Source organism: Gilliamella sp. B2911 (assembly GCF_026536965.1).
In the GTDB taxonomy this organism is placed as follows: Bacteria; Pseudomonadota; Gammaproteobacteria; order Enterobacterales; family Orbaceae; genus Gilliamella; species Gilliamella apicola_E.
Genome location: NZ_JAFNNA010000002.1, coordinates 121916 through 143557, shown reverse-complemented (window position 1 = coordinate 143557; position 21642 = coordinate 121916). Strand labels below are relative to the sequence as shown.

Sequence of the window (21642 nt, the reverse complement as noted above, 5' to 3'; positions counted from 1 at the left end):
TTTATATTAATTTGCTGATGATTTTTGTAAAACATCACTTATTTGATCCATCAAACGACTATAAGTTTGAATACCACCAGAGATATACATAGAAGTAGAATCTAAATAAACAATATGGTTTTGTTGCCATGCATCGGTTTTTTGAATTAATTCGTTATTTAAAACCTGTTGTGCAGACTGTGCTTCTTTATTACCAATTGCGTTATCTCTATCAAGCACAAATATCCATTGTGGATTAACACTTGATACAAATTCAGAAGTTACTGCATTACCATGACGTCCTGCTTCTTGGAATGTTGTTGCAGGTTCAAAACCTAATACATCAAAAATAAAACCAAAACGCGATTTAGGGCCATATGCAGACATTTTGCCGCCATTAACCATAATCACTAAAGCCGTTCCAGCAGTGCTAGTTTTTGGTTTTAAGCTATCAATTTTCTGATTAAAATCAGCAATTAGTTTTTTAGCTTCTGCTTGTTTACCAAAAATATTACCTAACTGCTCAGTACGCTGCGTCAAACTAGCCACAAAATTATTAGGATCAATATCAAGCGAAATTGTCGGTGCAATATCACTTAATTTTTTATATACATCAGTGGCACGACCACCTGCAATAATCACATCAGGTTGTAATGAACTTAATACTTCATAATTTGGTTCAAATAATGTACCGACATTGGTATAAGTTTTATCAGCATATTTAGATAAGAACTCGGGGAAATGCACATCAGATTGAGGAACCGCAGTAACGGGAATATTTAATGCATCAATAATATCAAGTGTTGCTACATTAAACACTACCACTTTTTTCGGATTTTCAGGAACGTCTGTTTTACCTTGAGCATGTTCAACAACGATTGAAGCTTTATTAGCGGCAGGTACTTCTTTTTTATCATCACAACCAACTAAAGCAAATAAAGCGGTTAGTAATACTAAAAATTTAAATTTGATAGATGAAAACATTGTAACTCCTAATTATTAGCTTAGTTCAAAAGCGCGTAAATGATAAATAGAATGATTATCATTTAGACTGAATTGTAACTAAAAATAAATAAGTGTTCAATGAACTTTGATAAACAAAAAAATCAATAATTAATAAGCTTATAAAAACATCAGCCAATAATATTAAATTAAAGGCTGATTATTGATCAATTCTACGTCAATTAATAATTGGAATCTTCGGATAATTCTTTAAGCTTTCTGGTTAACGTATTTCGTCCCCAACCTAAAAGGTTGGCAGCATCTTGTTTGTGACCACGAGTAAAATTAAGTGCGCATTTCAATAAAATCCGTTCAACTTCACTAACGGTTTGTGTCAATATCCCTGTTTGGCCCGCTAATAATGCTTGCTTAGCCCACTGTTCGAGCATCGTTTTCCAATCTGTTAACGGCTGAGGATGGGTATTAATGTCATAATTAACAGATGTAGCAGGCACCGATAACTGTAAAAGTTCTGGAGGTAAATCTTGAACAAAAATTTCATTATTTGACGACATTACAGTCACCCAACGACAAACATTTTCCAATTGCCTAACATTGCCCGGCCAATTAAACATACATAATAAATTAAGCGCTTCAGGACTCAGCACTTTACTTTCGACGCCTAACTCTTTGGCAGTAGTACGTAAAAAATGTTCAGCCAGTTTTGGAATATCTTGTGCTCTATCTCGTAATGGCGGTAATAAAATACGAATAACATTTAAGCGATGGAATAAATCTTCTCTAAACTTACCTTCCCTTACTCTCGCTTGAAGATCTTGATGGGTTGCGGCAATAATACGAACATCAACTTTAACCGGTGAATAACCACCGATTCGATAAAATTGACCATCGGCAAGCACTCTTAATAATCGCGTCTGCACATCTAACGGCATATCGCCAATTTCATCTAAAAATAGCGTACCACCGTTGGCTTGCTCAAAACGACCATGCCTTATTTGGGCAGCACCAGTGAATGCGCCTTTTTCATGACCAAACAATTCAGATTCAATCAAATCTTTTGGAATGGCAGCCATATTCAGTGCAATAAAAGGTGACTGAGAACGTGGACTATGGGTATGCAATGCTTTAGCTACTAGCTCCTTACCCGTTCCTGATTCGCCGTTAATCAGCACACTAATAGATGATTTTGAAAGTCGCCCAATAATACGAAACACTTCCTGCATTGATGGAGCTTCACCGATAATACCAGTAGAAGCTTTACTGCTAGAAGGACTGCTCGGTTTATTGCTTTGAGTTTGTAAAATAGCTCGTTCCACCAGTTGAATAACTTCATCAACATCAAAAGGCTTAGGAATATAATCATAAGCACCTTTTTGGTAAGCATTAACAGCGGCATCAAGATCGGAATGCGCCGTCATAATAATCACAGGCAAATTGGGCATTTGCTCTTTAATATAATTAAGTAAAGATAAGCCATCAATCCCAGGCATTTTTATGTCAGATAATATAACGGCTGGTTTTTGTGGGTGATTCACTAAAGCATCAATCACTTCTTGACCACTTGAAAAACTGATGCAATTAAAATGAGCATTAGTAAGTGCTTTTTCTAACACCCATCTAATCGAACTATCATCATCAACAATCCAAACATTCATTTCAATTAACCTCATTGTTTGATGGGCAGATAGATAGAAAACTCTGTGTGGCCTGGCCAACTATTAAACTCAATTTTTCCATGGTGCTGATCGATAATATTATGAGCAATCGACAAACCGATACCATTACCACCTTCATAACCACTTACCATCGGATAAAAAAGAGTATCTTGAATATGAACTGGAACACCAGGTCCATTATCTTCAATATCGATGCGCGCACAAAGTCGGTAACGCTGACCATGTAAAGTAACCTGAAATGCCGTTCGCGTTCTTATTGTGATAGAGCCTGTTTTCGAACCAATCGCTTGTATCGCATTACGAATGATATTTAAAACTACCTGTTCAATCTGTTCAGAGTCATGTACTAATTCAGGCAGACTAGGATCATAATCACGTATAATCGTTACGTTTGACGGCTTTTCTAAACTTAAAAGCGCATAAATTCGCTCAATAGCTTGGTGAATATTCTGCTGTTTTTGTTGTAAACGTTGTTGTGGACCTAATAACCTATCAACAAGATTCCTTAATCTATCTGCTTGTTCAATAATAATTTGTGTATAGTCTTGCAACTCATTTTTAGGCAGTTCACGTGATAATAGTTGCGCTGCACCTCTAAGCCCACCTAATGGGTTTTTAATTTCATGGGCAAGTCCTCGGACTAGCTCACGTGCTGCATTTTGTTGAGCTTGTTGTAATTGTTCTTGGCTTAGTTTTTTATGGCTATTAAGTGGTGCCATTTCGATCAAAATATGACCATTAGCAAGCAGTTGTGCCGTCAATGATAAAATATGTAGTTCATTATTTATCACTAAATTTACTTCACTATCGGTAAAACCTTGGTTTTGATCTAAGGCATTTTGCATTAAATCAAGGTCTAACGAAAAATACCCTAACAAATCAGGAAGACAACTTTCTAATATTTTTTTAGAACTTTGGGCTAGTAATTGTTGTGCCGCAGTATTGGCATAAAGAATATTGAGCTTTTTATCAAGTAATAAAATATTGGTTATCATAGAGTCGAGAACAAGATTCGCATCAGATTCATTATCAAATGTCATCGTAAGCACTCCGTTCTCATTAGATACCACCGCCAAACAGCGGTGGTTAAAACTTCAAATAATAAAATAATGACTTATAGGCTATAGTACAATTCAAATTCAACCGGATGCGGAGTCATACGTACACGATCAACATCTTGGCGTTTTAAATCGATATAAGCATCGATAGTGTCATTAGTAAACACATTACCACGGGTTAAGAATTCACGATCCGCATCTAAAGCATTTAACGCTTCTTCAAGTGAACCTGCAACTTGTGGAATTAATTTAGACTCTTCTGGTGGTAAGTCATATAAGTTTTTATCCATCGCATCGCCCGGATGAATCTTATTGATAATACCATCTAAACCAGCCATTAACTGTGCAGCAAATGATAAGTATGGGTTACCAGCTGGATCTGGGAAACGAACTTCGATACGACGAGCCTTAGGACTAGTAACAACAGGGATACGAATTGATGCAGAACGGTTACGAGCAGAATATGCAAGCATAACAGGTGCTTCATAACCCGGTACTAAACGTTTATAAGAGTTAGTTGCTGGATTAGCAAAAGCATTAATTGCTTTAGCGTGTTTGATAATACCACCGATATAGAATAAAGCCATTTCAGAAAGGCCAGCATATTTATCACCAGCAAAAAGGTTCACACCATCTTTAGCAAGTGATTGATGGCAGTGCATACCAGAACCATTATCACCAAACATTGGTTTTGGCATAAATGTCGCGGTTTTACCATAAGCATGTGCAACATTTTGTACAACATATTTATAGATTTGCACTTCGTCAGCTTTTTTAGTTAATGTATTGAAACGGCAAGCAATCTCATTTTGACCAGCAGTTGCAACTTCATGGTGATGAGCTTCAACAACTAAACCTAGTTGCTCCATAATTAAACACATTTCAGAACGGATATCTTGTGATGAATCAACAGGAGGAAGCGGGAAGTAACCACCTTTAACACCTGGACGGTGACCTTTGTTACCTTCTTCGTATTTAGTACCTGAGTTCCAAGCAGCTTCAATATCATCAATATGAACAAAACTACCTGACATCGGCGTTCCAAAACGCACATCATCAAATAGGAAGAATTCTGGTTCTGGTCCAAAAATAACAGTATCAGCAATGCCTGATGATTTTAAAAACTCTTCAGCGCGTTTAGCAATTGAGCGCGGGTCACGATCATAGCCTTGTAATGTTGCTGGCTCTAAAACGTCACAACGAATATTCAATGTCACATCTTCAAAAAATGGGTCAATCACGGCACTTGATGCATCTGGCATTAACACCATATCTGATTCGTTAATCCCCTTCCAACCTGCAATTGAAGAGCCATCAAACATCTTACCATCTTCAAAAAAATCTGCGTCAATTTGACTAACTGGAATGGTAACGTGTTGTTCTTTACCTTTAGTATCAGTAAAACGTAAATCAACAAATTTAACATCGTTTTCTTTTATTAGTGTAAAAACTTTTTGTGTAGACATGTAGCTTCTCCATTGAGGACATATAAAATAAATGTTCAGTTCAAAGGCATATTTGCCTATTTATTAAATTATATGCAAATTTGATGCCAATTTTTTAACCACTATTTTTGAACGGTTTTTATTGGTTAGATAATAGCAAAAATTAACATTAATGCACCAAAATAATGCACATGGCACCAAAATAATGCACCAAAATGTAACATACTGCTACTTGCGTTACATTTTGGTGCCATTAATGAAAAGTGAATTTGCTAACTCTTTTGAATGATCTACGATTCTTTTCGATAACCTTTTATTATTAAATAAAAGGTTGTTTTATCCCAATCCTTTTTTAGGGTTTCTTCCGAAATAAATGTAGCCTCATATAATACATTATCTTTTGGATTGACAATTGCTACTGGTTTTAGTTGTTCCCAATAACAACATACGAATTTCAAATCGCCCATTCCCATAGTCTTAATTAAATATTCATGAGCTTGCTTAGCATATTTACCTTCAACTTTATAAATAACCTCAATAGGCCATGTTTGCCCATAGTCGGTTGTCCTACACTTTTCATATTGAAAAAAATCAGGGGCATTTGGATCAATTTCATGGAAAAAGTCTCGACAAGTTAGATTCGGATCAAACCCTAATGAACTAGATTGACTATCTTCCTTTAGTTCCTCTAGGCTTAGTATTTCGTCAGTATTAAGATTATTTGATTCTGCTAATGCTGACGAAATTAAAGTAACGAAAATGAATGGCAACAAAATAAATCTTTTAAATAACATAGTTTCAATCCTTAAAACTTTTAAATCTTATTAGCTTAAAATAAGATTTCTCCCTTTAGGTCTATATTTCAGTAGACAATATCGTTATAATCTTAACCTATTTTTAATAATAATAGGTAATCATAAAAGTATGGACTTTGTTACACTCGAAATTATACCTTTTATCCAAAATCACCTTTTACTTTCATTAGGTTGGATTGTGTTATTCGTTGCAATCATTGTAATGACCGTGAAAAGTAAATTATCAAAAGTGAAAATAATTAATAACGCGCAAGCAATTAGTATGATCAACAAAGAAAACGCAGTTATTGTCGATATTCGCTCAGCAGATAGTTTCAAAAAAGGGCATATTACTGAATCTCACAACATTTTACCCGTTGACATTAAAAATGCTAGCGCAAAAACCATTGAAAAATTTAAAGAAGATATTATCATCGTGGTTGATGATAATGGTTTAACATCAGCAAGCATTGGTGAAGTATTAGTCAAACAGGGCTTTTTGCATGTATTTACATTAAAAGATGGTATTGCTGGATGGAACGGCGAAAACTTACCATTAGTTAGAAAATAATATAATATTAAAATAAGGTTTTATCATGACAGAACAAAACAATACACCTGAAACACAATTTGCTATTCAACGCATTTATACCAAAGATGTTTCATTTGAAACAAACAACGTTCCAGAAATTTTCACAAAACAATGGCAACCAGAAATGAATTTAGAACTAAATTCATCATCACAAGCGTTGAGTGAAGGTGTGCATGAAGTTTCTTTACGTGTCACAGTAACCGTAAAACAACAAGAAGAAGTTGTATATATTTGTGAAGTGACTCAGTCAGGTATTTTCTCGCTTATCGGATTTGACGATGCTCAAATTCAACATTGTGTAGGTGCTTATTGTCCTAATATTTTATTCCCTTATGCGCGTGAAGTTATTTCAAGCTTAGTAAATAAAGGAACTTTCCCACAACTTAATTTAGAACCTGTAAATTTTGAAGCTTTATTCATTAGCTATTTGCAACAGCAAGAAGCTAAAACCGAATCGACTGAAACTTTACAGTAATTACTAGTTAATAAAGTCTATGTTTATGAATAAAAATGCAGCAGTGACAGTGATTGGCGCAGGTTCTTATGGGACCTCGCTGGCAATATTACTGGCACGAAATGGCCACTCAACTTTATTATGGGGACATAACCCAGATAAGATGGCTATTTTGCAACATGATAGACAAAATAGACAATTTTTACCGGATATTTCTTTTCCTGACCAACTTCAAGTTGAAGCGGATCTTAAAACTGCCGTTTCAGCTTCACCAATTTTATTAATTGTTGTTCCAAGCCACGCATTTGGTAGCATTCTTAAACAAATCAAACCATTTTTAAGAAAAGATAGCAAAATTGTTTGGGCAACCAAAGGACTTGAAGTCGATACCGGTCGACTATTACAAGATGTTGCCAGAGAAGTATTGGGTGATAAAATCCCATTAGCGGTTATTTCAGGCCCTACTTTCGCTAAAGAAGTTGCATCAGGCTTACCAACAGCAGTAACCGTTGCCTCAACCGATGATCAATTTTTAACTGAACTCCAAAATTTATTTCACTGTAGTAAATCATTTCGTGTTTATAGCAGTAAAGACTTTATTGGCGTTCAACTTGGTGGCGCGGTAAAAAATGTTATTGCAATTGGTGCTGGTTTGTCCGATGGGCTGGGTTTTGGTGCAAATGCGAGAACAGCTTTAATAACCCGCGGACTTGCCGAAATGATGCGATTAGGCGAAGCTCTTGGGGCCGATCCTGCCACGTTTATGGGGATGGCTGGTTTAGGCGATTTGGTACTTACTTGTACAGATAATCAGTCCCGAAATCGTCGATTTGGTATTTTATTAGGTCAAAACAAATCCATTCAAGAAGCACAAGATATTATTGCTCAAGTGGTTGAGGGTTGCCGAAATACTAAAGAAGTTTGGGCATTAGCTCAAAAATATCATGTTGATATGCCTATCACAGAACAAATCTATAAAGTGCTTTACGAACATAAAGATCCAAAACTTGCAGCCATGTCATTATTGGGTCGCTCACAAAAACAAGAATTAAAAAGCGAGTCTTAGATCTTTAAAAACCCCTCTCCTCAACTTTTTTTATAATTAACCTATTATGAAGTTTAATAAAAACAGAATTAACACTAATTTAAGATCTCAAAAACCCCGTTCCTCAACTTTTTTTAATGATTAACCTGTTACTAAGTTTAATAAAAACACGACTAACACCAATTTAAGATCTCAAAAACCCCGTTCCTCAACTTTTTTTAATGATTAACCTGCTACTAAGTTCAATAAAAACAAGGCTAACACTAATTTAAGATCTCAAAAACCCCGCTCCTCAACTTTTTTTGATATGTCGTGGTTTTTGGTAGGCGTTTTAAACACTCATTCCTAGGCCCTTTTCCTTGGCTTTCTGGTAAATATCATAACCAACATAGACATCTAATACTGCCGTTCCCACACTTTTAAATAACGTGATTTGTTGATCGTTTTGGCGACATTTTTGTGGATCAATAACTAAATCACCTAATTCATAAAAATCTTGTTTTGTAACTAAATGTTGATTAATTGGATCGATAATATCACCCGCCTCAGAAAATACACCATCTTTGGTATCAAGTACGCGAATATCAGCATTTTTAACAATATTACTTGGTATTTCGTGCATTTCTGGCGTGTAAGCACCTACTCCATTGATATGTGTTCCTGGTTTAACCAAATCGCCATTGAATGTCACAACTTTTGATGTGGTGACAGAGGTAATGATATCTGCTTGGCGAATATCTTCATCCAAATCGTTCGAAAAATAGAGGTTAGTGGAAAAATGAGCGAATCGTTTTTTCATCTCTTCAGTAAATTGCTTGCCTTTATTGACATCAAGCCCAAAGATCGCCACATCAGTCAATTGACGGACGGTTAACATCGCTTCTAACTGTGAAGCAGCTTGTCCACCAGTACCAATTAATACAGCACGTTTAGCATCTTTTCTGGCTAATAAATCGGTAGCTGCACCTTGTACCGCGCCTGTGCGTAATTGGGTCACAAATGTGCCATCTAACATCGCACAAATTTCGCCTGTTAACGGATCGATCATAAACACTTGCGCGGGAACAGATGGCTTACCAAGTTTCGGGTTATCAGGAAAAACCGAGACAATTTTCAAGCCAACCACATCATTTTCTTTTATATGAGCAGGCATAATCAAACATTGCCCTTTTTGCATGTCAAAGTTGATGCGTAATGGAACTTCACTATTACCTTGAGTATAGATTTTCAGTGCTTGTTTATCCGCTGCAACGGCATCTTTCATAGTATAGAATTGTTGAATATCTTGGGCAGTTAAAATTAACATTTCGATTCCTTATTTAATATTTATTTTCATATTATTTATTATCCATTATTTAATCTTACCAACAAAAAATTAAAAACTCTTGTTTAATATCAATATAAATTGATAATTTTCGCTTTCTTGTATATTTAATTTATTTTCATTATTATTACAAAGTACAATTTTGTACGGAAATTGAGAAATCAGATGTTATTTAAAATATTAAAGTTTTTTCTAAAAATTTTATTTCATGTAAAGATTCAAGGGAATCTCAATAATTTAAAACAAGACAGATTACTTATCACACCTAATCATGTTTCCTTCCTAGACGGCATTTTAATCGGCGTATTTTTACCAGTTAAACCAGTATTTGCTATCTACGCAGGCTACATTGATCATTGGCTAGTCCGTTTAGCCAAACGTTACGTTGATTTTGTGCCAATGGATCCATTAAGTCCAATGGCGATTAAAAGGTTAGTTCGTGAAATTGAAAAAGGACGACCAATTGTTATTTTCCCGGAAGGTCGAATTACCATAACCGGCTCATTAATGAAGATTTATGACGGTGCAGCATTTGTTGCTGCTCGTTCTCAAGCAACGATTGTACCTGTCTGGATTGAAGGTGCAGAATTTACGTTAACTAGCCGTTTAAAAGGCTTATTTAAACGTCATCTATTTCCTAAAATTACAATTCATGTATTGGAACCAACATCAATCCCAATGCCTGATGCACCAAAAGCAAGTGAACGACGATATATTGCTGGTGAAAAATTACATCAAATTATGATGAATGCCAGAATGGCAAGTCGACCAAAATTGACACTTTTTGAAGCGTTGCTCGAAGCCCAAGTTCGCTATGGGGTAAAATCGCGAATGGTTCAAGATCCTACCACTCACGAAGCCTCTTATCGAAACTTGCTTAAGCAAATTATCGGTGTTAGTTGCATTATTTCTAAGATTACCAAACAAAAAGAAAGAGTTGGTTTATTGCTCCCTAATGCAACGATTACTGTTGCAACTATTTTTGGTCTATCAGTCAAAAATCGTATTCCAGCCATGCTTAATTATACAGCAGGAACTAAAGGGTTAACCTGTGCAATTACTGCGGCTGAAATAAAAACGATCATTACTTCACGCAAATTTATTCAAAAAGGTAAGCTTGATTATCTATTAGAAGAAATTAAGGACGTAAATTGGTATTTCCTTGAGGACTTGCGTAGTAGTTTGACTTTTGTTGATAAACTTTATGTTGCACTTCATCAATACATTCCACGTTTAGTGAAACGTCAACAATCAAGTGATGACGAAGCTTTAGTGTTATTTACATCAGGCTCAGAAGGCAATCCTAAAGGTGTAGTGCACAGCCATGGTAGTTTATTGGCAAATGTTGAACAGATTCGTACCGTTATCGATCCGACACCGGCTGACCGTTTTATGTCCGCATTGCCATTATTCCATGCTTTTGGTATTACTGCCGGCTTATTTTTACCGTTGTTTTCTGGAAGTCGTACCTTTTTATATCCGAACCCATTACATTATCGTATGGTGCCAGAAATCATTTATGACCAAAACTGTACCGTGTTATTTGGCACACCAACATTTTTAGCCAATTATGCTCGCTACGCTCATCCTTATGATTTTATGCGATTACGTTATGTGGTTGCCGGCGCTGAAAAACTTTCCGAAGCGGTGCGAGAACAGTGGAAAGATAAATATGGCATTCGAATCTTAGAAGGTTATGGCGTAACCGAATGTGCACCAGTTGTTGCCCTTAATGTGCCAATGGCATTTAAAGCCGGAACTGTTGGTCGTCTATTGCCAGGAATGCAATCAAGATTGATACCTATCCCAGGGATTACCAATGGCGGGGAATTACAGCTTAAAGGACCTAACGTAATGAAAGGTTATTTACGAGTTGAAAAACCCGGCGTACTTGAAGAGCCTGTTGCCATTGATGAAAATGGTAATGCAGAAAAAGGCTGGTATGATACTGGCGATATCGTAGATATTGATAAAGATGAGTTTTTAACAATTAAAGGAAGATTAAAACGCTTTGCTAAAATTGCGGGTGAAATGGTTTCACTGGAAAGTGTTGAAGCGCTAGCTAGAAAAGTCGATCCTGATGCCATGCATGGCGCTACAGTAAAAGCTGACGCAGCTAAAGGTGAAGCGCTTGTGCTATTTACTACTTCAACTACATTAACTCGAGAACAGCTTAATCAGGCAGCACAAGATTTAGGTATTCCTGCATTAGCCATTCCTAGAGATATTCGTGTGGTTAAAGAATTACCATTGCTTGGTACTGGCAAAATCGATTTTATTACGCTACGCAAAATGGCTGATGAAAATGAATAATAGCAAGGATTCACTATGAATAAACAGCCTTTATTAACCGTTGGCATGGCTGCAACCATGCTAGCCCAGTTTTTTTCAGCCTTTGCTGATAATGCTATTTTCTTTGCAATATTAGCTTTTATTAAACAACTCAATTATCCAGAGTGGAGCCAATCGGCATTACAAATCGGTTTTGTCATCCCTTTCATCCTTCTTTCGCCATTTGTTGGTCAATTTGCTGACAGCATGTCTAAAGGCAGAGCGATGATGATCTCAAATGGTATTAAATTATTAGGTGCTGCTGTTATTTGCCTAAATATCAATCCATTTTTAGGTTATTTTCTAGTCGGTGTGGGAGCAGCCGGTTATTCACCAGCAAAATATGGTATTTTAGGTGAGCTAACCTCAGGCGATAATTTAGTGAAAGCAAATGGTTTAATTGAAGCATCAACAATTGCAGCTATTTTACTAGGCTCACTTGCTGGAGGCCATATTGCTGACTTAAACATCACATTGGCATTACTTACTTGTGTAATAATGTATGGCCTAGCTGTTATAGCCAATATTTTTATTCCTAAACTTCCTGTCGCTCGAAAAGACATTGAGTGGAAGTTTATGAGTATGATAAAGGATTTTGCTAAAACCTTTAAAATCATTTTCAATAATAAACAAGCACTTTATACTTTACTTGGCACTAGCCTATTTTGGGGAGCGGGTATTACCTTGCGCTTTTTATTAATTAGCTGGGTGCCAATTGTGTTAGGTATTACTGACAACTCAACCCCAACAAATCTAAATGCTGTTGTGGCAATAGGTATTGTTGTTGGTGCTGGCCTTGCTAGTGCTATGGTTTCAATATCCAATACATTACGGTGTATTCCAGCAGGAATATTAATGGGGTTTGCCGTCATTGCATTTACCTTGCAAAGCAATATGACGAGTTCTTATATTCTATTAGTGATTATTGGTGCTTTAGGTGGTTATTTTTTAGTCCCACTAAATGCATTAATTCAAAAAATGGGGAAAGAGCTTATTGGTGCTGGTAGTGTAATTTCGATACAAAACTTAAGCGAATATAGTGCAATGATGATTATGCTCAGCGCTTATACGTTAGCTATTGCTTGTGGATTATCTGTTATTACAATCGGTGTAGGTTTTGGTATGCTATTTGCCATTCTTATCGGGTTTGTATGGTTAGGTTTAAAATCACATGTCAAACATTAATTTATCGGCAATGATCACCGAAAATCGCAATAGTGCGAGCGAGAACATCGACTGCGCATCCACCCTTGAAATACTTCAAATTATCAATAATGAAGATAAAAAAGTGGCAATCGCAGTCGAAAAACAATTAGCTAATATAGCCAATGCGGTAGATGCAATCAGCCAGGCTTTCTTAAATCATGGCCGTTTAATTTACCTTGGTGCCGGCACTTCTGGACGATTAGGTATTTTAGATGCGAGCGAGTGCCCACCTACTTACGGAACGCCTCCAGAACAAGTCGTTGGATTAATTGCTGGCGGGCACCCTGCCATATTTAAAGCGGTTGAAAATGCAGAAGATTCACCTGAGCTAGCAGTTAATGATCTAAAAAATATCAATTTTAGCAAAAAAGATATTTTAGTAGGTATCGCAGCAAGTGGACGCACACCTTATGTTATCGGCGGTATGCAATATGCTCAATCACTGGGTTCAACAGTAATTAGCTTATGTTGCAACCCCAATGCACCGATGATTAACTTGGCCAATATTGCCATTACCCCAATTGTTGGCGCAGAAGTAGTTAGCGGTTCATCAAGAATGAAAGCCGGTACAGCACAAAAATTAGTACTTAATATGTTAACCACAGCCAGCATGATTAAAATTGGTAAGGTTTACGGTAATTTAATGGTTGATGTTGAGGCCACTAATGCTAAACTCGTAGAACGTCAAATATCAATTGTCATGCAAGCAACCGATTGTAGTCGGGAGACGGCTATTTCAACACTAAGTCAATGTAACAAAAATTGTAAAACAGCTATTTTAATGATTCTTGCAGGGTTAACAGCTCAGCAAGCAAAAACAGCATTACAACAAAATAATGGTTTTATCCGTAAAGCATTAGAACAAAGCAATAAATAATCTTTCTTAGCATTACACAAATATTACTGTTCTGATAAAGAAAGATTATTTTAAAATTTAGCGATATATTTTATCAAACCTTGATGAAGATCGAATTTATAAATCATATTGTTAACTAAAATAAGTAAATAGATTTATTTTATTAACTTTATATTAGCAATAATATAAAAAACTGGGAGGTACGTTATGGTTGGAATAATCTTGGCAACTCATGGTGAGTTTGCTGAAGGTATTTTACAATCAGGGACGATGATATTTGGAGAGCAAGAAAACGTTAAAGCCGTTACTTTGCATCCAAGTGATAGTCCTGAAAGCTTAAAGGAACGGATGCTGGCAGCAATTGCTACTTTCGATGATCAAAATGAAGTGCTTTTTTTAGTCGACTTATGGGGTGGAACACCATTTAACCAAGCCAATACACTCTGTGGTGAACATCCAAATTGGGCTATCGTTGCAGGTTTAAATCTTCCAATGTTGATTGAGGCATACTCATCACGTTTATCGATGGAGACCGCCAAAGAAGTGGCTGCCGCCATTATTGAATCAGCCCAAGATGGTATTAGAACAACGGTTGAAGTGGCAGCTAAAACAACGCCAAACAATCAACAAACAAGCACTATCCCTGAAGGTACTGTTTTAGGCGATGGTAAATTGAAAATTGTATTAGCGCGTGTTGATTCACGCTTGTTACATGGACAAGTGGCAACCTCTTGGACTAAAGCGACTAACCCTAATCGTATTATTGTGGTTTCAGACTCAGTTGCCAAAGATGAATTAAGGAAAAAACTGATTGAAGAAGCCGCACCTCCTGGTGTTAAAGCCAATGTTGTGCCAATTAAAAAAATTATTGAAGTTGCGCATGATCCCCGTTTTGGTAACACCAAAGCCTTATTACTTTTCGAAAACCCTGAAGATGTACTTCGCGCTATAGATGGCGGTGTTGATATTCAAACATTAAATGTTGGTTCAATGGCGCATTCTGTCGGCAAGGTAATGGTCAACAAAGTGCTATCAATGAGCGCTGAAGATGTTGATACATTCGAGAAATTAAAAGCGAAAAATGTGAAATTCGATATTCGCAAAGTACCTAATGATTCTGAGGATAATATGGATGAATTATTAAAGAAAGCGAAACAAGAATTAGCTGAACAAAAGAATTAGTTTAATTAAGGGGTTATTATTATGACTTTATCAATTATTGCTATCATTTTAGTGATAGTTATTGCGTTCTTAGCTGGAATGGAAGGTATTTTAGACCAATTCCAATTCCATCAACCATTAGTTGCTTGTTCACTAATTGGTTTAGTAACAGGAAATCTAGAAGCTGGCGTAATGTTAGGTGGTTCATTACAGATGATAGCATTAGGCTGGGCAAATATTGGCGCAGCGGTTGCACCTGATGCCGCGCTTGCTGCTGTTGCTTCATCTATTATTTTAGTTCTTGGTGGACAAGGTGAGGCTGGAGTATCGACAGCTATCGCTATTGCCATCCCACTAGCAGTTGCTGGCTTATTTTTAACGATGATTGTGCGAACTATTGCCGTCCCATTAGTGCATTTAATGGATGCTGCAGCAGAGCAAGGTAATATCCGTAGAATCGAATGGTTACAAATATTAGGGGTTTGTTTACAAGGTTTACGTATTGCAATACCAGCAGCAGCGCTGTTATTTATTCCTGCTGAAGTGGTAAAAGACGCATTAAATTCAATGCCTAAATGGCTATCCGAAGGTATGGGTATTGGTGGAGGCTTGGTAGTGGCTGTTGGTTACGCGATGGTAATTAATATGATGGCAAGTCGTGAAGTTTGGCCATTTTTCATTATTGGTTTTGTTGTTGCCGCGATATCACAATTAACCTTGATTGCAATTGGTGCTCTAGGTATTGCTCTAGCACTAATTTATCTAAATCTTTCTGAACGTGGCAATTCATCAAATGCTGGTAGTAAAGGCGATCCACTTGATGATATTTTAAATGATTACTAAGAACTTGGAGAAGAACATGACAGATCGAATTCATTTATCGAAAAAAGACCGTTTATCGGTAGCTTGGCGTTCAACTTTCCTTCAAGGTTCTTGGAACTACGAACGTATGCAAAATGGTGGCTTGGTTTATTCAATGATTCCTGCTATCAAAAAATTATATACCACAAAAGAAGATCGTTCGGCAGCACTTAAACGCCATTTAGAATTTTTCAATACACATCCTTATTTAGCATCGCCTGTACTTGGTGTGACTTTAGCCCTAGAAGAAGAACGTGCTAATGGTGCGCCTGTAGATGATGTCACTATTCAAGGGGTAAAAGTGGGAATGATGGGACCTTTAGCTGGGGTTGGTGATCCAGTTTTCTGGTTTACACTTCGTCCTATGCTTGGTGGACTAGGTGCCTCACTTGCCTTAAGTGGTAATATTCTAGGTCCAATTCTATTCTTCCTACTTTGGAACATTATTCGCATGTGCTTCATGTGGTTTACCCAAGAATTAGGTTACCGTACTGGTTCTAAAATTACCGATAACTTAAGTGGTGGTGTACTCCAAAAAATCACTAAAGGTGCGTCTATCTTGGGGATGTTTGTACTGGCGGCTTTAGTACAAAGGTGGGTATCAATAAAATTCCAACCAGTCGTATCCACAGTAAAATTAGATAATGGTGCATTTATTGACTGGAATTCCCTACCTGCTGGTGCCGAAGGTATACAAAAAGCATTGATGCAAATGCAAGATGGGCTCGCACTTAGTCAAGACAAAGTAACGACTTTACAAAATAACTTAGATCAGCTAATTCCTGGACTTGTGCCATTACTATTAACGTTCTTCTGTATGTGGTTACTTCGTAAAAAAGTATCACCTATTATAATTATTCTTGCACTATTCTTAGTCGGTGTTACTGGTCATGTTATTGGTCTTTTATAAAGCCAACAATGTTGACTAAAAAAGTTGAGGAGCGCACTTTTTAAGCAAAATTGCTGTTTTTCCTCAAACATAAATCACCCTTTTCTCCATAAATAATGAGAAAAGGGTGCCTTAGCAACTCAGATTAAAATAATGGATATAAGTAGCTAAATGGTTCAATCATTAAATACCAAAGTAGATTTAACAGTAAAAGCGACTGCTTTTTCAGGTTTTTCAGAATATGGCCAGATTATGATTGGTGATAAGGCGTTCGAATTCTATCATCAACGCGATCCTCGGAAATATATTCAAATTCCTTGGGAAGAGGTCGATTATGTTATCGCATCGGTATTTTTTAAAGGTAAGTGGATATCTCGTTACTCCATACAAACCAAAAAAGACGGCACGTTCGCTTTCGCGTCCAAAGAGCCCAAAAAAGTATTAAGAGCAATGCGTGTCTATGTTGATAGCAAAAAAATGGTCAAAGCGTTAGGATTTTTTGACGTGTTAAAACGAGCTTTGTTCCGGAAAAAGTCTTAAAGATCAACCATCACTTTTAAAATATATCATTATATAGCAAGCAAGCTCACCATTATCAATGAAGCTAATTATTTATAATATAACTAGTTAAAAAGATGAATTTATGTTCATTTATAACTAAGCTTGTCGATAACTGATGCTACCTAACTTTTTCACACACAATCAGCCATTGCACTTTTTGCTAGAAAGAGTATAATTTTGGGGCTTTGATTTTGTCCGTGTTGGGCAAAAGAAAGATTATTTTTTAATTTAAGAGGATGTTATGGTAACTATTCGTTTAGCTCGTGGTGGCTCTAAAAAGCGCCCTTTTTATCAAGTAGTTGTCACTGATAGCCGTAACCCACGTGATGGTCGTTTTATTGAGCGCGTTGGCTTTTTTAATCCAATTGCACAAGGTAAAGCAGAAGAATTACGTTTAGATCTTGATCGCGTAAATTATTGGGTTGGTTTAGGTGCTACTATTTCTGATCGTGTTAATACATTGATCAAACAAGCACAAAAAGCTGCTTAATTAAGTAATAGTGTAAAGATGAATACTGAGAATCTAATCGTTGTTGGTAAACTTGGTTCAAGCTACGGCATTCGTGGATGGCTCAGGATTTTTTCGTTTACAGAATTTCCAGATAGTATTTTTGATTACAAACCTTGGTATATCCAGCGTGCTGGAAAATGGCAGGAAGTAATCGTTGAGAGCTTTAAGCCTCATAATCAAGATATGATTGTCAAACTCAAAAGCGTTGATGATCGAGATCAAGCCAATGCGTTAACTAATGCTGAAGTATTCGTTGATGCAGAAGAATTGCCTGAGCTTAATCAAGGCGATTTCTATTGGAAAGATTTGATTGGCTGTAGAGTGAAAACAATTAACGGTTATGATTTAGGTCAAGTAACTGATTTAATGGAAACCGGTTCTAATGATGTGTTGGTTGTTAAAGCAAATCTAAAAGATGCATTTGGAGCAACAGAACGTTTAATTCCTTTTGTTGAAGAACAATTTATTAAACAAGTTGATTTAACAACAAAAATGATTGTGGTCGATTGGGATCCCGCATTTTAATCGGTATGGTAAGAATATGTGGATTGGCGTAATTAGCCTTTTTCCCGAAATGTTCCAAGCTATTACCTGTTATGGTGTAACTGGTCGAGCAGTAAAAAACGGACTGTTAACAGTAGAATATTGGAACCCGCGCGATTTTGCGCATGATAAGCATAAGACTGTCGATGATAGGCCTTATGGTGGTGGTCCCGGCATGTTAATGATGGTACAACCACTTAGAGATGCGATTCATGCGGCGAAAGCAGTAGCAGGTGAAAATACAAAAGTAATCTATCTTTCCCCACAAGGGCGCAAATTAAACCAACAAGGTGTTTGCGAGTTGTCACAATATCAAAAATTGATTTTGATTTGTGGTCGATATGAAGGTATAGATGAACGCGTTATCCAAACCGAAATTGATGAAGAATGGTCAATTGGGGATTACGTGTTAAGTGGCGGTGAGTTACCGGCGATGACAATGATTGATGCATTAGCAAGGTTTATTCCAGGTGTATTGAATCATGAATCATCAGCAGAAGAAGACTCTTTTGCAAACGGTTTACTTGATTGTCCACACTATACCAGACCTGAGGTGTTAGATGGAATGGCGGTGCCTGATGTGTTAATGTCTGGTCACCATGAAGCGATTCGTCGCTGGCGATTGAAACAATCACTAGGACGAACTTGGTTGAGAAGAGAAGATCTTCTTGAAAATCTAGCTCTGACTGATGAAGAGCAACGTTTACTCACTGAATTCCAATGTGAATATCGTGATAAACCGAGCCATTAATATTTCAGTATAACTAGTAAGAGACAAAATTATGAAAAATGCAATTATTCAGCAATTAGAACAAGAACAAATGAAAAAAGACATCCCGTCTTTTCGTCCGGGTGATACGGTAGAAGTTAAAGTATGGGTTGTTGAAGGTAACAAAAAACGTCTTCAAGCATATGAAGGTGTGGTTATTGCAATTCGCAATCGTGGTTTACATTCTGCATTTACAGTACGTAAAATTTCGAATGGCGAAGGTGTTGAACGAGTATTCCAAACTCACTCACCAACTGTTGATTCAATTACTGTGAAACGTCGTGGTCAAGTACGTCAAGCTAAACTTTACTACTTACGCGAACTTCGTGGTAAAGCGGCTCGTATTAAAGAGCGCCTTAACTAATTCAAATTGGTTAATATTTAATAAACTATTAAAATTATATCCAATTAAATATGGTCACCTTTATGGTGACCGTTTTTATGTGTATAGTTGATTCCCGCCAACAATTGTTGACAGATTTCAAGCAATATCTAAAGCTATAAAGGGTAATACTATGGATAACTATCTTGTTGAAATTCTCGCCACCACAACCAAGTTATTCGCGTTAATGACACCACCAGCAGTGCTAAGTGCATTCTTAAGTGGTACTAAACAATATGATGAACAACAACGCCGAAAGACTGCACTTAAAACATCGTGTGCCGTTTTTATTATTGGTATTGTGTTATTCTTTTTTGGTAATGCCATGTTTAGTGTGTTTGGTTTTACACTCGATGCTTTTAGAATTGGGTCGGGAGCATTACTATTTATTACCGCTGTTTCATTGATGAATGATTCACCTGAAAAAAATAAAATTCATACTGATGATGATGATATTAGTGTGGTTCCTCTTGCAATACCTTTATGTATGGGACCAGCCTCCATTGGTACGATTATTGTTATGGGGACAAGTTCGGTAGGTATGCAAAACCTGATTGGCGCCCTTTCGCTATTGATTGCCTCAAGCGGTATTTATGCCATGTTACTATGCGCAAAAAGCATTGCTAACGTTTTAAAAAATACTGGTATTGCAATTTTGTCAAAACTTACTGGGTTATTAATATCAGCTATTGCCGCTCAAGTTGTATTTACTGGCGTCTCTGCATTTTTAAAATAAGTTTTATAATTCAGATAATTAAAAGTTCAATTCTAACAGTAAGTAATCACCTATAATTGATAGTTAAGGTGATTACATAAACTGATAATAAAGTTAATCGGATTTACGTTTTTTGAAAAAGTAATATGAAGCTAAAATTACGAAAATTAAGATTACCTCAGATAATAGAATAAAATGCCCTGATTCACCAAACCATACCCCACCAATAATAATAATGTTAACAGTAATAGAAATCATCGCTAACCAAGGAAATAGCGGAGATTTAAATTTGATCATATCTTCAGAGTATTTGCCTTCATTCACTCCCTTACGAAATTGATATTGGCACCAAGCAATAATAATCCAAGCAAAACAACCAACTTGTCCAGTACTTGCTACCAGATAGAGATATAATTTTTCAGCAGCAATATATTTAGAAAACAGCGAAACTAACGCAATAATTGCGATAAATAATATTCCTTTAGTTGGCACGCCTCGTTTATTGACTTCTGAAAAGTATTTTGGTGCTAAATCATCTTGAGCCATCGACCATAGCATTCTCGAGCTGGCATAAACAGCCGAATTAGCGGCCGATATTGCAGCACAAAAGATAACAAAGAGCATCACATATGAAGCAAAGGTAATCCCGGCTTTATTGAATACCCAAACAAATGGGCTAATTTCATTATGGGTTGCTCCATAAGGGTAAACTAGTGCTAACACCGCAATCGCTAACACATAAAACAAGATAATACGAAAAGCCACACCAGTGATAATTTTTGGCAATACGCTTTGAGGTGATTGCGCTTCACCCGCTGCACTACCAATTAATTCGACGCCCTGAAATGAATAAGTAACAATTGTCATACAAACAAAAATTGATAGAAATCCACTAGGAAACCAACCTTGTTCGGTTTTAAGTGTTGGTAATACATGTGTTTGATTATATTGATGATAGAGTAAATAAATGCCAACAGCTATAAATGCAATAATGGCCAATACTTTTATCGTTGAAAACCAGTATTCACTTTCGCCAAAAGCTCTAACAGACGTTAAATGGACACAAGTAATAACGGTTAAAATAATTAGACTAAGAATATAGATGGGAATAGAGGAAAAAACTTGGTGAGCGATCATCGAAGCTGCAGTTAAGTCAGCAGCCATAGACAGTACCCAGCTTAACCAATATAACCAGCCAATGGTATAACTCCAAATAGGATGTGGAATAAACATTAGTGCATAATGCTGAAAAGAACCCGCATGTGGGAATGCACAAGAAAGTTCACCTAAGCAAAGCATGGTCGACAGCATAATACTACCCGCAAGTAGATATGCGATAATCGTGCCTAACGGTCCAACCGTGCTAAGTGGTGCTGCAATACCAATAAATAATCCAGTTCCTATTGAGCCACCTAACGAAATCATCAATAAATGACGATTTTTTAAGTTTTTCTTTAAGGTACTGGGATAAGGACTTTCTTGAGATTCTGATGTTGCCATGTAAACCGCCTAGTAATCAATAATAGC

At 36.6% G+C, this 21642-nt stretch carries 21 protein-coding genes and 2 pseudogenes; 16 read left to right on the top strand and 7 right to left on the bottom strand.

The genetic code is table 11. The features are described 5' to 3' along the window. Nucleotides 1-6: 6 nt before the first annotated feature. The 5 genes from J3U27_RS02665 to J3U27_RS02645 all read right to left on the bottom strand — a co-directional run bounded on the left by J3U27_RS02665 (nt 7) and on the right by J3U27_RS02645 (nt 5915). A complete protein-coding gene (locus tag J3U27_RS02665) occupies nt 7-963 on the bottom strand; it encodes a siderophore ABC transporter substrate-binding protein (protein ID WP_267342928.1) in 957 nt (318 codons plus the stop codon). A gap of 200 nt (nt 964-1163) precedes the next feature. Then, the gene (gene glnG / locus J3U27_RS02660) at nt 1164-2597 is read right to left on the bottom strand and encodes a nitrogen regulation protein NR(I) (RefSeq protein ID WP_267376774.1); all 1434 of its coding nucleotides are present in this window, start codon (nt 2595-2597) and stop codon (nt 1164-1166) included. Between the two features lie 11 nt (nt 2598-2608). Beyond that, nucleotides 2609-3658 carry a nitrogen regulation protein NR(II) gene (gene glnL / locus J3U27_RS02655; protein WP_267332421.1) on the bottom strand — a complete coding sequence of 350 codons (1050 nt, stop codon included), beginning with the start codon at nt 3656-3658 and terminating at the stop codon, nt 2609-2611. A gap of 74 nt (nt 3659-3732) precedes the next feature. Next, nucleotides 3733-5142 (bottom strand): glutamate--ammonia ligase, encoded by a 1410-nt coding sequence (gene glnA / locus J3U27_RS02650; RefSeq protein ID WP_065563711.1) that lies wholly within the window; start codon nt 5140-5142, stop codon nt 3733-3735. A 269-nt stretch (nt 5143-5411) separates the two neighbouring features. Next, the gene (locus J3U27_RS02645) at nt 5412-5915 is read right to left on the bottom strand and encodes a DUF4952 domain-containing protein (protein WP_065563712.1); all 504 of its coding nucleotides are present in this window, start codon (nt 5913-5915) and stop codon (nt 5412-5414) included. 130 nt (nt 5916-6045) lie between these two features. Here J3U27_RS02645 and J3U27_RS02640 point away from each other — a divergent pair, with 130 nt between their 5' ends. From J3U27_RS02640 to gpsA, 3 genes are read left to right on the top strand one after another with little or no spacing between them, the layout of a single operon-like run. Next, complete coding sequence (locus tag J3U27_RS02640) at nt 6046-6486, top strand: rhodanese-like domain-containing protein (protein ID WP_065735119.1); 441 nt, start codon at nt 6046-6048, stop codon at nt 6484-6486. A gap of 25 nt (nt 6487-6511) precedes the next feature. After that, nucleotides 6512-6982 (top strand): protein-export chaperone SecB, encoded by a 471-nt coding sequence (gene secB, locus J3U27_RS02635; RefSeq protein WP_065563714.1) that lies wholly within the window; start codon nt 6512-6514, stop codon nt 6980-6982. A gap of 25 nt (nt 6983-7007) precedes the next feature. After that, complete coding sequence (gpsA, locus tag J3U27_RS02630; RefSeq protein ID WP_065735117.1) at nt 7008-8027, top strand: NAD(P)H-dependent glycerol-3-phosphate dehydrogenase; 1020 nt, start codon at nt 7008-7010, stop codon at nt 8025-8027. 310 nt (nt 8028-8337) lie between these two features. Here gpsA and J3U27_RS02625 read toward each other — a convergent pair whose 3' ends face one another. Further along, complete coding sequence (locus tag J3U27_RS02625; RefSeq protein ID WP_267376771.1) at nt 8338-9312, bottom strand: hypothetical protein; 975 nt, start codon at nt 9310-9312, stop codon at nt 8338-8340. Between the two features lie 183 nt (nt 9313-9495). Between J3U27_RS02625 and aas the strand changes: the two genes are divergently transcribed. The 13 genes and pseudogenes from aas (at nt 9496) to J3U27_RS02565 (ending at nt 20136) form a co-directional block, all read left to right on the top strand. Continuing rightward, complete coding sequence (gene aas, locus J3U27_RS02620; protein ID WP_267376768.1) at nt 9496-11643, top strand: bifunctional acyl-ACP--phospholipid O-acyltransferase/long-chain-fatty-acid--ACP ligase; 2148 nt, start codon at nt 9496-9498, stop codon at nt 11641-11643. Nucleotides 11644-11658: 15 nt separating this feature from the next. Then, a complete protein-coding gene (lplT, locus tag J3U27_RS02615; RefSeq protein WP_220225625.1) occupies nt 11659-12846 on the top strand; it encodes a lysophospholipid transporter LplT in 1188 nt (395 codons plus the stop codon). Then, on the top strand, nt 12833-13744 hold the full coding sequence (gene murQ, locus J3U27_RS02610; protein ID WP_267330392.1) for an N-acetylmuramic acid 6-phosphate etherase: 912 nt from the start codon (nt 12833-12835) through the stop codon (nt 13742-13744). The genes lplT and murQ overlap by 14 nt, the downstream gene beginning before the upstream one ends. Before the next feature lie 186 nt (nt 13745-13930). After that, a pseudogene (locus J3U27_RS11595) lies at nt 13931-14303 on the top strand (PTS sugar transporter subunit IIA); the annotation flags it as partial. 59 nt (nt 14304-14362) lie between these two features. Beyond that, nucleotides 14363-14905: pseudogene (locus J3U27_RS11590) on the top strand (PTS system mannose/fructose/N-acetylgalactosamine-transporter subunit IIB); the annotation flags it as partial. Nucleotides 14906-14926: 21 nt separating this feature from the next. Then, complete coding sequence (locus J3U27_RS02600; RefSeq protein WP_065735105.1) at nt 14927-15727, top strand: PTS mannose/fructose/sorbose transporter subunit IIC; 801 nt, start codon at nt 14927-14929, stop codon at nt 15725-15727. A gap of 16 nt (nt 15728-15743) precedes the next feature. Then, the gene (locus J3U27_RS02595) at nt 15744-16655 is read left to right on the top strand and encodes a PTS system mannose/fructose/sorbose family transporter subunit IID (RefSeq protein WP_267376767.1); all 912 of its coding nucleotides are present in this window, start codon (nt 15744-15746) and stop codon (nt 16653-16655) included. A 150-nt stretch (nt 16656-16805) separates the two neighbouring features. After that, nucleotides 16806-17174 (top strand): DUF956 family protein, encoded by a 369-nt coding sequence (locus J3U27_RS02590; RefSeq protein WP_267376765.1) that lies wholly within the window; start codon nt 16806-16808, stop codon nt 17172-17174. Nucleotides 17175-17436: 262 nt separating this feature from the next. Beyond that, on the top strand, nt 17437-17685 hold the full coding sequence (gene rpsP, locus J3U27_RS02585; RefSeq protein ID WP_065563724.1) for a 30S ribosomal protein S16: 249 nt from the start codon (nt 17437-17439) through the stop codon (nt 17683-17685). Between the two features lie 18 nt (nt 17686-17703). Further along, nucleotides 17704-18231 carry a ribosome maturation factor RimM gene (gene rimM, locus J3U27_RS02580; RefSeq protein ID WP_267376763.1) on the top strand — a complete coding sequence of 176 codons (528 nt, stop codon included), beginning with the start codon at nt 17704-17706 and terminating at the stop codon, nt 18229-18231. Between the two features lie 16 nt (nt 18232-18247). Beyond that, complete coding sequence (trmD, locus tag J3U27_RS02575) at nt 18248-19000, top strand: tRNA (guanosine(37)-N1)-methyltransferase TrmD (protein ID WP_065563726.1); 753 nt, start codon at nt 18248-18250, stop codon at nt 18998-19000. Between the two features lie 31 nt (nt 19001-19031). Then, complete coding sequence (gene rplS / locus J3U27_RS02570; protein ID WP_065563727.1) at nt 19032-19382, top strand: 50S ribosomal protein L19; 351 nt, start codon at nt 19032-19034, stop codon at nt 19380-19382. A gap of 151 nt (nt 19383-19533) precedes the next feature. Next, nucleotides 19534-20136 (top strand): MarC family protein, encoded by a 603-nt coding sequence (locus tag J3U27_RS02565; RefSeq protein ID WP_065735090.1) that lies wholly within the window; start codon nt 19534-19536, stop codon nt 20134-20136. Between the two features lie 93 nt (nt 20137-20229). On the opposite strand, the gene J3U27_RS02560 is transcribed toward J3U27_RS02565, so the two are convergent. Beyond that, nucleotides 20230-21615: an amino acid permease gene (locus J3U27_RS02560; protein WP_267376761.1), complete on the bottom strand. Its 1386-nt coding sequence runs from the start codon at nt 21613-21615 to the stop codon at nt 20230-20232. Nucleotides 21616-21642 lie beyond the last annotated feature (27 nt).